The sequence below is a fragment of the Thalassotalea insulae genome, from assembly GCF_030161395.1.
Lineage (GTDB): Bacteria > Pseudomonadota > Gammaproteobacteria > Enterobacterales > Alteromonadaceae > Thalassotalea_E > Thalassotalea_E insulae.
On record NZ_BSST01000001.1, the window covers coordinates 4,329,774 to 4,344,261 of the forward strand.

The 14,488-nt window shown below is 37.8% G+C and carries 16 protein-coding genes, 1 tRNA gene and 1 pseudogene; 10 read left to right on the forward strand and 8 right to left on the reverse strand.

What is annotated here, in order from left to right; all coding sequences use genetic code 11:
• The first annotated feature begins 88 nt into the window (after window positions 1-88).
• A complete protein-coding gene (locus tag QQK06_RS19375) occupies window positions 89-1,303 on the forward strand; it encodes an EAL and HDOD domain-containing protein (protein ID WP_284246486.1) in 1,215 nt (404 codons plus the stop codon).
• A 120-nt stretch (window positions 1,304-1,423) separates the two neighbouring features.
• Window positions 1,424-1,987, forward strand: coding sequence for a hypothetical protein (locus tag QQK06_RS19380; protein WP_284246488.1), 564 nt, complete (start codon window positions 1,424-1,426; stop codon window positions 1,985-1,987).
• Between the two features lie 58 nt (window positions 1,988-2,045).
• Here the strand turns inward: QQK06_RS19380 and QQK06_RS19385 are convergent, their stop codons facing one another.
• The 5 genes from QQK06_RS19385 to thrS all read right to left on the reverse strand — a co-directional run bounded on the left by QQK06_RS19385 (window position 2,046) and on the right by thrS (window position 6,693).
• Window positions 2,046-3,149 (reverse strand): phosphoribosylaminoimidazolesuccinocarboxamide synthase, encoded by a 1,104-nt coding sequence (locus QQK06_RS19385; RefSeq protein ID WP_284246489.1) that lies wholly within the window; start codon window positions 3,147-3,149, stop codon window positions 2,046-2,048.
• 231 nt (window positions 3,150-3,380) lie between these two features.
• Entirely contained in the window at window positions 3,381-3,737 is a 357-nt protein-coding gene (gene rplT, locus QQK06_RS19390) for a 50S ribosomal protein L20 (protein ID WP_184422580.1), read from the reverse strand.
• Window positions 3,738-3,752: 15 nt separating this feature from the next.
• Window positions 3,753-3,947: a 50S ribosomal protein L35 gene (gene rpmI, locus QQK06_RS19395; RefSeq protein ID WP_284246490.1), complete on the reverse strand. Its 195-nt coding sequence runs from the start codon at window positions 3,945-3,947 to the stop codon at window positions 3,753-3,755.
• 190 nt (window positions 3,948-4,137) lie between these two features.
• Window positions 4,138-4,683: a translation initiation factor IF-3 gene (infC, locus tag QQK06_RS19400; RefSeq protein ID WP_284246492.1), complete on the reverse strand. Its 546-nt coding sequence runs from the start codon at window positions 4,681-4,683 to the stop codon at window positions 4,138-4,140.
• Window positions 4,684-4,782: 99 nt separating this feature from the next.
• Window positions 4,783-6,693, reverse strand: coding sequence for a threonine--tRNA ligase (gene thrS, locus QQK06_RS19405; protein ID WP_284246493.1), 1,911 nt, complete (start codon window positions 6,691-6,693; stop codon window positions 4,783-4,785).
• A 237-nt stretch (window positions 6,694-6,930) separates the two neighbouring features.
• Between thrS and QQK06_RS19410 the strand changes: the two genes are divergently transcribed.
• The 3 genes from QQK06_RS19410 to QQK06_RS19420 all read left to right on the forward strand — a co-directional run bounded on the left by QQK06_RS19410 (window position 6,931) and on the right by QQK06_RS19420 (window position 8,878).
• On the forward strand, window positions 6,931-7,596 hold the full coding sequence (locus tag QQK06_RS19410) for an SRPBCC family protein (protein WP_284246495.1): 666 nt from the start codon (window positions 6,931-6,933) through the stop codon (window positions 7,594-7,596).
• 64 nt (window positions 7,597-7,660) lie between these two features.
• Window positions 7,661-8,527 carry a fructosamine kinase family protein gene (locus tag QQK06_RS19415; RefSeq protein WP_284246496.1) on the forward strand — a complete coding sequence of 289 codons (867 nt, stop codon included), beginning with the start codon at window positions 7,661-7,663 and terminating at the stop codon, window positions 8,525-8,527.
• 129 nt (window positions 8,528-8,656) lie between these two features.
• Window positions 8,657-8,878: a CPXCG motif-containing cysteine-rich protein gene (locus tag QQK06_RS19420; RefSeq protein WP_284246497.1), complete on the forward strand. Its 222-nt coding sequence runs from the start codon at window positions 8,657-8,659 to the stop codon at window positions 8,876-8,878.
• Here the strand turns inward: QQK06_RS19420 and QQK06_RS19425 are convergent.
• Window positions 8,875-9,501, reverse strand: coding sequence for a riboflavin synthase subunit alpha (locus QQK06_RS19425; RefSeq protein ID WP_284246498.1), 627 nt, complete (start codon window positions 9,499-9,501; stop codon window positions 8,875-8,877). The two genes, QQK06_RS19420 and QQK06_RS19425, sit on opposite strands and share 4 nt — an antisense overlap.
• A gap of 106 nt (window positions 9,502-9,607) precedes the next feature.
• On the opposite strand from QQK06_RS19425, the gene QQK06_RS19430 reads away from it, so the two are divergent.
• From QQK06_RS19430 to QQK06_RS19440, 3 genes and pseudogenes are all read left to right on the forward strand, one after another.
• The gene (locus QQK06_RS19430) at window positions 9,608-10,936 is read left to right on the forward strand and encodes an MATE family efflux transporter (RefSeq protein ID WP_284246499.1); all 1,329 of its coding nucleotides are present in this window, start codon (window positions 9,608-9,610) and stop codon (window positions 10,934-10,936) included.
• Between the two features lie 143 nt (window positions 10,937-11,079).
• Window positions 11,080-11,156: transfer RNA gene (locus QQK06_RS19435), tRNA-Val, on the forward strand.
• A 176-nt stretch (window positions 11,157-11,332) separates the two neighbouring features.
• A pseudogene (locus QQK06_RS19440) lies at window positions 11,333-11,512 on the forward strand (tyrosine-type recombinase/integrase); the annotation flags it as partial.
• A gap of 453 nt (window positions 11,513-11,965) precedes the next feature.
• Here QQK06_RS19440 and QQK06_RS19445 read toward each other — a convergent pair.
• Window positions 11,966-12,529 (reverse strand): TetR/AcrR family transcriptional regulator, encoded by a 564-nt coding sequence (locus QQK06_RS19445; protein WP_284246502.1) that lies wholly within the window; start codon window positions 12,527-12,529, stop codon window positions 11,966-11,968.
• A gap of 147 nt (window positions 12,530-12,676) precedes the next feature.
• On the opposite strand from QQK06_RS19445, the gene QQK06_RS19450 reads away from it, so the two are divergent.
• Together QQK06_RS19450 and gloA are read left to right on the forward strand one after the other, a co-directional pair.
• Window positions 12,677-13,087 (forward strand): 4-oxalocrotonate tautomerase, encoded by a 411-nt coding sequence (locus tag QQK06_RS19450; RefSeq protein WP_284246503.1) that lies wholly within the window; start codon window positions 12,677-12,679, stop codon window positions 13,085-13,087.
• 65 nt (window positions 13,088-13,152) lie between these two features.
• Entirely contained in the window at window positions 13,153-13,560 is a 408-nt protein-coding gene (gene gloA, locus QQK06_RS19455) for a lactoylglutathione lyase (RefSeq protein ID WP_284246504.1), read from the forward strand.
• A gap of 114 nt (window positions 13,561-13,674) precedes the next feature.
• Here the strand turns inward: gloA and QQK06_RS19460 are convergent, their stop codons facing one another.
• Window positions 13,675-14,388, reverse strand: coding sequence for a hypothetical protein (locus tag QQK06_RS19460; protein WP_284246505.1), 714 nt, complete (start codon window positions 14,386-14,388; stop codon window positions 13,675-13,677).
• Window positions 14,389-14,488 lie beyond the last annotated feature (100 nt).

Here is a 14,488-nt window from a genome sequence, read left to right on the forward strand (position 1 = left end):
CATCAGATCTGGTCAAATATTGAGTACTGTAATTCCCGCGAGATTAAGTTATCAATCAAGCAGGTATAAGAAATATCCAAGGAAGCGAATGCAAGTTTACACCGCAAGACAAGCGATATTAAACCGCAGAGAACATGTAGTTGCCTATGAGCTGTTATATCGCGATAGTCCAGACAACATATTCCCAAATATAGATCCTCATGAAGCAACCTCAAAAGTGGTGATGCAGACCCATTTAAATCAGGGGCTATCCCCTATCACAGACGCTAAACCAGCACTGATTAATTTTGGCGAGCAGTCACTAATAGATGGACTACCATTATTGTTACCTAGAAAGCAGGTTATGGTTGAAATTCTGGAAACTGTTACGCCAAACGAGCAAGTCTATCAGGCCTGTAAAGCCCTTTACCATCAAGGCTACCACCTCGCACTCGATGACTTTATTTACCGTCCTGAGTGGAGCCGATTTTTTAAATTTATTAAGTTAATTAAATTTGATATTCAATTAACACCGTTAGATAAAGTTGCGCCATTAGTTGAGAAATTAAAACAGCAAAAAAAGTTGAAGATACTCGCAGAAAAGGTTGAAACTCAAGAAGAATTTGAAGAAGCAAAACGTTTAGGGTTTCATTATTTTCAAGGTTATTATTTCTGTAAACCACAAATGAATGCCAGCTATGATCTGGAAACCAATCAGCCCGTTTTATTAAGTCTGGTCCATGAAAGTTTAAAATCGCCGATGAATATCAATAAGATTTCAAATTACTTTGAGCATGACTCAGCACTTAGTTATAAACTGCTTAAATTTGTTAATTCCGGCATATTACCTATCACCCAACAGATGGATTCCATCAAAAAAGCAGTCGTTTACCTGGGTGATTTACAAATCAAAAAACTAATTTTGTTGATGGCTACCGGTATTATCGCCTCAAACAAACCGAAAGAACTAACCCGTATCGCCATTATTAGAGCAAGATTCTGTGAGCTTATTGCACAAAAGGCATTACCCGGCCAAAGCGAAGCTTGCTTTATTACGGGTCTGTTTTCTTTATTAGATGCGATGTTAGATAAACCTATGGCGGAAATACTAGAAAATTTATCACTGGCAGAAGAAGTCACCCTAGCGTTATTATCCCCTAAACCTTCAATATTAAAGTATGTCTTAGATACCGTACGTGAATATGAGAAAGGTAGCTGGTATAAAACTAAGACCGCTGCAGATATGATCAATGTTGATTATGAGTTACTCGCAGGTTTTTATAAAGACGCGGTGATCTGGGCCAATAAATATGATCATTGTTAAACCAGCTATATCAAATGACTAAAAAAGACAATTCATCTAAATAATCCTCATATTTTGCCTATACTGGTAACAGCCTGTTGATGTTCTCTTAGATCAGGTAGACAAAACAACGAGGTATTAATGATGAACAAAATTCAATTTTATACTGTAACCAGTATATTTTTCTTTTTATCCGCTAGCGCTAATGCTGGTGAAACAGCAGAAACAAAAATCAAACGTGCGATGGCAGCAGCGCCTTCTGCTATTAGTGCAGAAGCGACTATTATCGATAGCGACGGAACAATATTAAAGCAAGGTTCAAATGGCTGGACCTGTTTACCAGATGTAATGCCAGGCGATAAAAACCCTATTTGCAATGATGCTGTATGGATGAAAGCCATTCAAGCATTAAATAGTAAAGCACCTTTTACAACCGATAAAATAGGTATTTCATACATGTTAAAAGGTGATTTTGGCGCAGGCGTTAGCAACTCAGATCCCTATCATACAGCCCATAAAAAGGCTGACGATTACGTAGAAACCGGGCCTCATTTAATGGTTATCGTACCGAAAGAAATGTTAAAAGGCTTACCGACTGATCCATCTCAAGGCGGTCCTTACGTAATGTGGGGAGATACCCCATATGCCCACATTATGATCCCGATAGACGACAGCAAGGTATTAATGCCGAATCATAAACACTAAATATTTTACACAGAGATATAAAAAACCCCGCTTAATTACGGGGTTTTTATCATAATGCTTAATCAATTAATTGATACTGTTCCTTTAAAATAGCGATGATTTCAGCTTTTGGGTTATCGCTTAAGACAATTTTTTCACCGGTAATTTTCTCAGCAATATCGGTGTAGGTTTTTGACAGCTGCATTAACACTTCAACCGGTAAGTCGTTATCTCGAGCTAATGCTGTACGTTCTTCCATGCGATCCTTATTTAATAAAATATCAGGATCAGGGAAGTGTTTTAAAAGCATCTGACGAAACCCTTCTTTTGAGTTTTCAACCACTTTACCACTACGGTATTGCTCGCCATCCCAAATACGTGATGAATCTGGCGTTCCTACTTCATCCATATAAATCAACTTGTCATTACCTTGCTTATCTTTGACATAACCAAACTCAAACTTAGTATCAACAAAGATCTGATCAATAGACGCAAGTGCGGCAGCAATAACATCAAAACCTTCCGTTAAAAGCTTTTCATATAGGGCAATATCGTCAATCGACTTAAAGTTAAACGCCTGATAATTATCTTCAATATTTTTGCGGGTGATATTAACGTCATCAACCGCAGGTACGCCAGGAATACCTTCCAAAATACCTTTAGTAGACGGCGTTTGTAGAAGCTCTGGCAGTTTACTGTCTTTAGCTAAACCATCAGGAAGGTTAATACCACAAAACTCTCGTTCACCCTTTTCATAAGCGCGCCACATAGAGCCGGTAATATATTGACGACAAATAGCTTCTATTTTTACCGGAACAGCTTTTTGCACAATCCAAACGAACGGATGAGGGATATCCAATATATGACTATCAGCTAATCCTTGTTCTTTAAAAAGATTAAACCAATGATTTGAGATTGCATTTAATGCAGCACCTTTACCGGGAACCCCTTTCATGCCCCCTTCACCAGTCCAGATACAGTCAAAGGCAGAAATTCGATCACTAATCACCATTATCGCTAACGGCGTGTCAGCAGGTACGTCATAATCATTTTCACTGATTAGGCGACGACTATCTTCTTCGCTTAACCAGTAAACAGAACGAACCTTTCCACTATGAACGGGTTTGTTGGTACGAATGGGTAAATCATCGTTTACCGCTAACACTTGATCAGCAAGACTCATGTTTCTAACCTTATCTAGTTATACCAAATGAATTGATTAAATATTTAGGTCATTTGATATTATTAACGTTTAACTAAAGTTACTTTTTTACAGTGATTAGCGAACTTTGAATAAAAATAGACAAACTCGCTGCACATAGTGTTCTACCGATTTAATTAATCACTTTAGCTAAAAATTAAAATGAGAAAAGGACGCTAGTGCGTCCTTTTCATCAACTCTTTACTCTAACGATTATGCTAAAGAAGCTTGCGCTTTTTCAACTAATACAGAGAAAGCTGCTTTATCGTATACTGCGATGTCAGCTAGAATCTTACGATCGATTTCAATCGATGCTTTTTTCAAACCATTGATGAAACGGCTGTAAGATAAACCATTTTGACGAGCTGCCGCATTAATACGAGCAATCCAAAGTTGACGGAATTGACGCTTACGTTGACGACGGTCACGGTATGCGTATTGGCCAGCTTTAGTTACAGCTTGAAAAGCAACGCGATAAACGCGACTACGAGCACCGTAGTAACCTTTAGCTTGCTTTAGAACTTTTTTATGACGTGCGCGTGCTACAACACCGCGTTTTACTCTTGCCATTTTCTATCTCTCCTATTAACCGTGACGTAAAAGTTTTTTAACTGACTTAATGTCAGAAGCAGCGATTTGACACTTAGCACGTAAGTGACGCTTAACTTTTGTACGACGTTTAGTCAAGATATGACGTAAACCCGCTTGTTTGAACTTGTAGCCGTTAGCTGTCTTTTTAAAGCGCTTTGCAGCACCTTTGTTAGTTTTCATTTTAGGCATTGAATATTACTCCACATTCATACTCAATTCATTCATTTGAGCATTGCCATTGAAATTTAGCAACTTAGGCGAAAATCATCAGTAAAATAATTACTTAGATTTTACTTTCAGGCCTAAAATCACCGGTTAAAAACAATAGTGGTGAGCCATAATGAAACATTATGACTACTTGCTTAAACCAAACTATTGATTATTTTTTTGGCGCTAAAACCATCACCATTTGTCGTCCTTCCGCTCGACGAGGGAAGAATTCTACTACTGTTAGTTCTTCTAAATCGTTTTTAACACGAGTCAAAAGATCTAAACCGAGTTCTTGGTGGGCCATTTCGCGACCACGGAAGCGTAAAGTAACTTTCACTTTATCGCCATCCTCTAAAAAGCGTTTCAAGCTACGTAATTTCACTTGATAATCGCCTTCATCTGTACCAGGACGGAATTTAATTTCCTTCACCTGAATTTGTTTTTGCTTTTTACGCTGTTCTTTTTGTTCCTTGGATTTTTCATATAGGAACTTACCGTAATCCATCACACGACAAACTGGTGGCTTAGCTGTTGGGCTAATTTCGACTAAATCAACCCCTGCCTCTTCCGCTCTGTCCATTGCCTCATCTAATGAAACAATACCAGCAGCCTCACCATCATATCCGATTAATCGAACTTCTGTACCAGTAATTAACTCGTTTAAACGATGAGCTGGCTCTTTCTGCCCGCCTCGTTGACCACCTTTAATAGCCATGTTCCTCCAAAGAACTTTGTACCAACATTGTTTATTATTCTTGCATTAAATAACGTTGGATTAAAAAAATAATGTCCGTTTTAACTTAATCAATTGTAATTAACGACGAGAATTAACTTCATCCGTTAATGTTTCGATAAAACCTTCGACCGACATCTTACCTAAATCTTCACCACTTCGCGTGCGAATAGCAATTTCGCCATTTTCCATTTCTTTGTCACCTACAACTAACAAATATGGAACACGCTTTAAAGTATGCTCGCGGATTTTAAAGCCTATCTTCTCATTTCTCAAGTCTAGTTTAACTCTAAATCCATTTTCTTTTAATTTTTTAACAACTTTTTCACAATATTCGCTCTGTTTATCAGTAATATTCATCACAGTTGCTTGAATTGGCGATAACCACGTTGGGAATTTACCGCTATATTCTTCAATTAAAATTCCGATAAAACGCTCTAATGAACCTAAAATCGCGCGATGGATCATTACCGGTACGTGTTTTTCACCATCTTCACCAATATATGAAGCATCTAAACGACCCGGTAAGGCAAAATCTAATTGCACCGTACCACATTGCCAATGACGACCTAAACAATCTAACAAGGTAAATTCAATTTTAGGACCATAGAATGCCCCTTCTCCCGGTAGGTAGTCAAAATTGATATCTAGATTAGTTAACGCGTTAGCTAAGCCTTGTTCTGCCTTATCCCACATTTCATCTGAGCCAATGCGTTGTTCAGGGCGTGTTGATAACTTCACTAAAATATCGTCAAAGCCAAATGACTTATATACGTCATAAACCATTTCGATACACTTAGTCACTTCATCTTGCACCTGATTTTCAGTACAGAAAATATGCGCATCATCTTGAGTGAAACCACGTACCCGCATTAAGCCGTGTAACGCACCTGAAGGTTCATTACGGTGACAACAGCCAAATTCTGCCATACGTAGCGGTAGGTCACGGTAAGATTTCAAACCTTGATTGAAAATCTGAACATGACCCGGGCAATTCATTGGTTTAATTGCATATTCACGCTTTTCTGATTCTGTGGTAAACATAGCGTCGCTATATTTATCCCAGTGACCTGATTTTTCCCACAAGCCACGATCCATCATTAACGGGCCTTTAACCTCGTCATAATCATATTCATGCAGCTTTTCACGAACAAAACGTTCCAGCTCGGTATAGAGTGTCCAGCCATCGTTATGCCAGAATACCATGCCAGGTGCTTCTTCCTGCCAGTGGAACAAATCCAGTGTTTTACCTATTTTACGATGATCGCGCTTTTCAGCTTCTGCTAAGCGTTGAATATAAGCCTTAAGCTGTTTTTTATCCGCCCAAGCAGTACCATAAATGCGCTGCAACATTTTATTATCAGAGTCGCCACGCCAATAAGCACCCGCTACTTTCATCAATTTAAAATGATGACAATGACGCATACTTGGTACGTGAGGGCCACGACACATATCGATATATTCTTGATGATGATAAAGTGCTGGACGATCGGTTTTTTCTATATTCTCGTTAAGAATTTCTAGCTTATAAGGTTCATTGCGCTCAGTAAATGCATCAACAGCATCTTGCCAAGTTCCTGTTTTCTTAACCACTTCATACCCTGTACGTGCAAGGTCTGTCATACGTTTTTCTAACTTGACCAAATCATCTTCTGAAATGGTATGCTCAAGATCAACATCATAATAAAAGCCGTTGTCAATCACTGGGCCAATCGCCATTTTAGTATCTGGCCATAACTGCTTAATCGCATGACCTAATAAATGCGCACAAGAGTGACGAATAATTTCAAGACCTTCGGCGTCTTTGCTGGTGATCAGTTGCAATGTGGCATCTGATTCAATTAATTCACAAGCATCAACCAATTCTCCGTTTATACGGCCTGCTATGGTCGCTTTCGCTAAACCTGGACCAATATCAAGCGCTACATCCATTACAGATACCGCTTGTTCAAAAGAGCGTTGAGAACCATCAGGGAGAGTAATAACAGGCATGAAATTTCCTTAATACAGTGGCGGCGCATACCAAGCGTCGCATGAAAATGTTAATTTAAGTTAATAAATACGACATACTGGCTTATGGCTGAATCATTCTATAATTTAGCCAGTAGTTAACTAAGCGAGTGAATATAGGGGAAAACTATTAATATTGCAATGGTAAAACTAGCTTTTAGGCCAGATAATCTCCAGTATTTTCACTTTTTTTCCCGCCTTAAGGTGATAGTGATTTTATTGTCGCTTTTACCTTTTGATAACAGTGTTTTCGCATCACCAATAAAGCAGTTAGTTCCCCCAGATAAGGCTCAATGGTCGGTCTGGCGCGAAGCTAATAATATGAAAATATCTACCAGACCTGTATCGCGTAATGGCTTAATTGAAATTAAAGCAGAGCTTTCTATCCGAACCAGTAAAATGACATTTATTGAGTTTATCACCAAGCCGCACAATCTTGCCCTATGGCTGGATAACCTCAAATCTTCTGAAATTAAGTCAATTAATATTGATGAAAGCGAATTAACCATACGATTTAATGCAATTTGGCCGTTAGCTGAACGAATAATGAGAATAAAGTCCACCATCAAATCACGAGATGATGCGTCAATACTTATTCAACTGACGGATACCGGAGATAAACTAGATCACGAAAAAGGTAGTATTGTTGTTACCGTACACGCAGCTCACTGGCTGATATCGCCACTAGATAACGAGACCTTACTGGTCAGTTATCAATTTATTGCCGATGCGAATGGCAGTATTCCAAAATGGCTAGCAAACAAACTGATGTTAAACAGTATATGGAAAAGCTTACTTAATATTAAACAACACATTACGATTAGCTCTCGAACAAAGCGAGCAAGTATAAAATCAGACGCTGTCACTAAAGCTGACGCTAAATAACAACGCAAGGAGAATAATCTTCACTATAATTTGGTAGTAGATTGAGTTTTAGGATTTGCAGATTATGTGGAAAACCATCAGCCAGGCAATTGAACAAGCAACCAATCAGCCGTTTACCATTAAACATAAGCAACAAGCTACAGGTGGCGATATCAACTTATGTTATTGGCTCAGTGATTATCGGCAAAACTATTTCGTAAAACTCAATGATAAACAGCATTTTGAACATTTTGACTCTGAAGCCTACGCACTCAGCCAAATAAAACAGTGTCAGCAAATAGTCTGTCCAGATGTTATTACCTTAGGCACAACCTTAGATAAGGCATTTTTGGTTTTAAGCTACATTCCATTTGAATCACCTAAATCAAACGACTGGTATCACTTGGGGCAACAGCTAGCGCATATGCATAAAACCGCCACGCATGGACAATTTGGCTGGCAACACGACAATTATATTGGCGATACCTTACAACCTAATCAATGGCACAGTAACTGGCGCACATTTTTTGCTGAGCAGCGTATCGCTTGGCAATTACAATTATTATATGAAAAATCAATCAGATTAGGAGACATAGATCATATTACACAAGTTTGTCACGATGCCTTACTCCACCATCAGACAACACCGAGTCTAGTTCATGGGGATTTGTGGCAAGGCAATATGGGGTTTTATCATCATCAACCGGTGATTTTCGACCCCGCCTGCTATTATGGTGATCGTGAAGTTGACCTTGCAATGACAGAATTATTTGGTCAACTTCCCGATGACTTTTACCAAGGTTACCAGGCAACTTTTCCACTGACCAACAATTATGAAAATCGCAAGCTCGTGTATAATTTTTACCACATTCTCAATCACGCTAACCTATTTGGCGGTATCTACATTGAGCAATCCAAAGCGCAATTATCACGCATTTTGGCACTGCACTAGTTTACAAAGAAAGCTTATGCCATAGCTTGTGGGTAACGGCTAAGAAAGTCATTTGATAAGCTCGCACTTTGGTCAAAGTGCGCCATAATAAAAGTTACAGGAACATTACAAAACCATCTAGGAGGCATTATGCCCCAAGATACTTCAGTCACTAAAGTCACAGAGCAAAGGGTCACTTGCCCTCATTGTGGCCATCATATTTTCATTGCATTAGATACTTCTTCTGGCGATCAAGATTATTATGATGAATGTCCTGCCTGCTGCAATGATATTCACTTAAATTTACATATTGACGAATATCATCAAAAGATCCAGTTGGCCATTGATAGTGACGACGAACAGGTATTTTAATTGAGTGTTAACCCAAGGCGCTCGATAGTGGTAACTATGGTTATTGTTTGCTGATCAAATTCTAAATTCACTTTATCTGCAAGGCACAAATCCGATAAATTGGTACGAGCTAAAGTTTCAGGGATCAAATGAACAGTAAAGCTAGCATTTTTATTAACCTGACCAACCGTTAAACTAATGCCATTAATAGCAATAAATCCTTTCGCTAAAACGTAATGCTGCCACTGACTTGCCAGCTCGAACGTTAAAGTGCAATTAGTTGCTGTTGATTCTTTGGCAATCAGAGCAGCCTGACAATGAACATGACCGCTGACAATATGACCACCTAGCTCATCACCTACTTTTAATGAACGTTCAATATTTACCTTATTTCCTGGTATTAATGTCGCTAAGTTTGAAACAGCAAGCGTTTCTTTAATAATATCAAAAGCAATATGTGCGCTATTATTTTCAGCTTGCGCAAATTCGACCACAGTTAAACAAACACCATTAACGGCAATGCTGGCTCCGTTCTCCAGATTATTTATTAACTCACTTGAGGTTTTGATCACCAGACGCGCTAAATTATTTACCGTTTTAAAGGAAAAAACTGTCGCTTGAGATTGCACTATACCTGTAAACATATATCATCCAATTATAAAAACTAGGCTCAGTATTTTAACAAAATAAGTAAATTGACCCAACAACATCATGCATTTAGATAACTTTTTAACATACAGTAAAAAGCTAATGAAATTAGCTTATCCCATTTTGATCGCTCAGTTGATCCAAAACTTAATGGGGTTTTCTGATACTGTGATGGCTGGCCGAGTCAGTGCAACCGATATGGCAGCAGTGGCTGTTGCCAGTAGCGTCTGGTTACCACTAATTTTAACCATTTACGGTTTGATCATGGCACTCGCGGCAATAGTATCGCAATATGCTGGCGCAAAAGAATACCATAAGGTTGCAAAAGCCACCTATCAAACCGCCTGGATTGCGGTGAGCTTAGGAATCATATTAATTGCATTATTTTACCTGATCACGCCATTAGTCATTGAGCAGGTAAGTTTAGAATTGGCTCTTAAAGACCTGATGTTTCAGTACCTTGGATATATCGTCTGGGGCGGTCCGGGTTTTTGTCTTTATTTGGTATTAAGAAACTATTCAGAAGGCTTATCTCATACCAAGCCAACCATGATCATCTCCATCATAGGATTAATTATTAATATTCCGGCAAATTACATTTTTATCTATGGTGAATTTGGTATGCCCGCATTAGGTGGCGCAGGTTGTGGGCTGGCAACAGCTATCGTTTACTGGGCCATGTTTATCGCTATGCTGATCTATTGCTTAGTATCAAAAGTACTAAAGAAAGCGCCACTGTTTACCCATTTTTATTGGCCTCACCTCAGTGAGATCCGCTATATCTTATCCATTGGTGTACCAATTGCAATGTCACTGCTATTTGAGGTGAGTCTATTTTGTGTCGTCGCTATTTTGCTTGCCCCCTTTGGCGCGCAAGTAGTAGCCAGTCATCAAATCGCAATTAACTTTTCCGGTTTAGTCTTTATGGTGCCGTTGAGCATGGCGATGGCAGTCACTATTCAAGTAGGCTTTGCCGTTGGTGATAAAGATCAACAAAAAGCAAAAGAAATTTGCCGTTATGCAGTGGTATTAGGGTTAGTCATAGCCGTAGTTACCGCCGCATTAAGCATTATATTTAGAACACAGATCGCCAATATTTATACCCATGACTTAGCGGTAATAGAACTGGCTGCTAGCTTGATGTTTTTAGCGTCGCTATTTCAGTTCTCCGATGCTATCCAAGTGATATCAGCCGGAGCGCTACGTGGTTATAAAGACACTAAAGCCATTTTATACATTACCTTTTGTTCCTATTGGCTGGTTGGTTTATCGGTAGGATTAATATTAGGGTTAACTGATTGGTTAATACCTGCAATAGGGCCATATGGCTTTTGGATTGGCTTTATATCTGGTCTTACAACAGCAGCTATATTGTTAGCTTGGCGTCTGAAAATAGTACAAAAACGCTTTGCACTAGCGACAAGCATATAACCGACTGATGAAATTTTATCGAACTTTTGCCGCAATAGTGAACAAACAGTAAAAAATTGAATTTAAATGGTGAAAATTACTTGCAAGTCAAATATCAGATCGCTAACATAGCGCCTCGTTGAGTTATTCAACTTCTTTATTGTACGTCCGTAGCTCAGTTGGTTAGAGCGCTACCTTGACATGGTAGAGGTCGGTGATTCAAATTCACTCGGACGTACCACTTTCCCCTTTAAAAACAATAATTTACACAACAAAAACAAATAAGTTCCTAAAAAGTACTACTCCCCTTTTTCACAGCACTATTTACGCTTAACAATAAATACTAAAATCGACTAAACGGTATCGTTCCAAGATCAACAGATTTAACTAACATTACGCACCAAAAAAAGATAAATGACACACGTTTTACGCCATACATTTGCAAGTCACTTTATGATGAATGGCGGCAATATTTTGGTATTACAACAATTTTTAGGTCAAGCAAATATCGTTGATACAATGAAGTATGCACACTTTTCTAAAACTCATTTAGAAGATGCAATTAAATTAAATCCAATATCTAAAGTAAATATTTAACGTCGCGTTAAACGGCTAAGTAATACTTGCTATAATGTGCAGCGAATCGAAAACGAACAAACTGTTAGCAGTCCCGTTACTGTATTGGTTTCTATGGTGCACTTACAAAAAATTATCTAGAAGTAGATAACCGTTACTAATAATTATGACCATTCCTAAGATAATCATTGTATTTGGAGGGAGCATCGTTGCTTCTTGCTTGTTATTGCTAGTCTTTAGTTGCTTTCCTCTCATTACAAAATAACAGCCAAGCATAATAACAATTGACTTGATCAATATGTCGGCCAACGAATAATTGTCCATGTAATTTAATACCTATTAAATAACTATTTTACTGAATACGAAACATTCCCATAATCGCATGGGTACCTAACGCCGCAATATAGGCCGTATAAATACTTGGCTAAAAATAGTGACGAAGGAGCAAAACTAGCTGTCCTTTGAATTGGTTTGCTAGCTTTTCGATTTCACTGACTGTTGAACAGCATTAGTGATTTCATCAGCCAAGGCTGGATCCTTAACCGCACGTGCTAGAGTAACACCACCAATAATCATTGAAAGCGTTGCCCATGTATTAGGATCAACGTTTCCCTCTATAGATTCATTACCATTCGAAAAAATCTCAGCAGCCTTTAATAGTTCTCGTTGAAAAACAGTGCGAGTTTCATCATCGGAACGAATCACTTCTGGAGTTAAGCTTTGCAAAGCACAACTTTCACTTAACTCACTGCGCCGCTTCTCCCCTAAATAAAATTGAGTGAACTGTTCTAACCATTTATCACCATGGATGCTTTGAAAATGACTTATAGCGGCACTAAACTGCCGAACACCTTCGGTGACAGTTTCACGAAATGCTCCAGACTTTGAACCAAAATGTGCATAAAAAGCCCCTGATGTAACACCAGCCTCGTTAGCAAGTCCATTAACACCTGCGCCATCGTAACCATGTTGACGAAAAGTTTTATGGATTGATGCTAAAATTCGTTGATGTGTTAGTTCTTTTTTACTTACCATCATCTATTCTCTTTTTTGTTAAGAAAATATTATACCATTTTTAATATAGTGATCACTATAAAAATATTGACAATATAGTGATCACTATATTAAGCTGAACTCAAATATAGTGATCGCTATATTTAAATTCACTTTAATGGAAATAAAATTATGCCGCTAACACTTACGCTTACAGAAGGTGTCTTGCCAGTAGGTTCAGAAAAAATTGCTGTCGCTAGAATAACAGATGCTATGTTGAAATGGCACGGACTTACTAATAATAAAGTTATGACCCCCAACATCACTGCAACGGTTCATGTTTTACCGAAAAATTCAACTTTTTCAGGAGGTAAAGAGTTTTCAGGTGCATGGATTGAATGGAAAGTCCCTTCATTTGCATTCAATGACCGTGAAATACAAATTGGTTTTGGAAAAGATGCTACCGATATAATCCATGAACTTTCTAACTACCATCAACCAAAAGAAAACATATACATTAATGTTGTCCACGCTGTAGATGGTGTATGGAATTTTAATGGAACAGTAATGAGCAATGAGCAAATTGCTGAAGCCATTTCTTAAACATAAATTAACTGCAAAGGGCTAAATGAAAATTTAGCCTTTTATATTTTGATGGAATATAGGCCATGAGCAACCAAAGTTTTCCAAGAGTATTACATACGATGCTTCGTATTAGTGATATTTCACGATCTATAATATTTTATACAAAAATATTGGGTATGAAAATATTAAGAACTTTAGAACAGCCAACAGAAAAATACACTCTGATTTTTTTAGGTTATGGTGATGAATCTAATCAAACAGTTATCGAATTAACTTATAACTATGGTATTAGCAGTTATGAGCTAGGAAATGGGTATGGGCATATTGCAATTGGTGTTGAAAATATAGATCAAACAATAAATCATATTAAAAAACTAGATTACCCAATAGATTTGGAGCCTAGTCACCTAAAAAACAGTAATGAAATTATCGCATTTATATCAGATCCTGACGGTTACAAAATAGAATTAATTGAACACAAGGTTATATAAGGTAAAGCTAACGCCGCCATATGGGGCGCATAAATGCTTGGCTAAACTTAGCGAAGAATGAGCGCAAGCCAAGCGTTTTGCGTCCAATTGCCATGATGGCCTTGTTAGATGATTTTAAGCCACTTCATCTTGGCTTTCTTCTGTGACTGAAGAATTATCAGGCAACAAATTACTCATATCGCCAAGAAGGTTTGATATTTCCTTTTTAGCACCTTTCACTTCTTTAACAATATCAAAAACTCGATTACATGCAGCTGATAACCAAGTTCTCTTATCCAATATTTCGACACTTTTCTTAAGCATCTCTATTTGTCTACGCATTTCATTCATTTGTTGATGATTTGCGTGTCGTTCTTCATAAAGAGTTGCTAACTTTTTCTCAAACTCTTTCATTTTTTTAGTAACAACTGATTTTTCATCTTCCGTAAAATGTTCATCTGCTGTTTTACTGTGATCAAAACTGGCAAAAAATTCGGTTCTGAAATTTTCTAATTCATTATCTTCAGGAGCAGCAATTCTATAATCTTCTTCAATACGAACAGCCCAACTGTGAGCTCTACTTTGAGCATTATTTAAAGTTTCGTGATCAAATTGTTCAACTTCATTTGAAACATCGCCCGGTGACTCAATGGTTACAAACTTAAATCTATTCTGCTTTGGGGGAGATACTTCTTTTATAGTAAATTGAAATTTTTCATTTCCGAGGAAAGTCACTTGTAATATGTGATCTTTTTGGTTTATTGAAAAATCAAACATATGTCTTGAGAAAGCAGTTTGGTCGAAATTCTTTTTCATTCGTTCTATTACTGCAAGTCTAATAGTTGCCATAAATATTCCTTAATGCTCCAAACTTGATTAATCATCTAACAATTTATTAGTAAGACCTTGCAAGGTAATCAACCTTGTAAGGTACAAAAAATTCAATGTA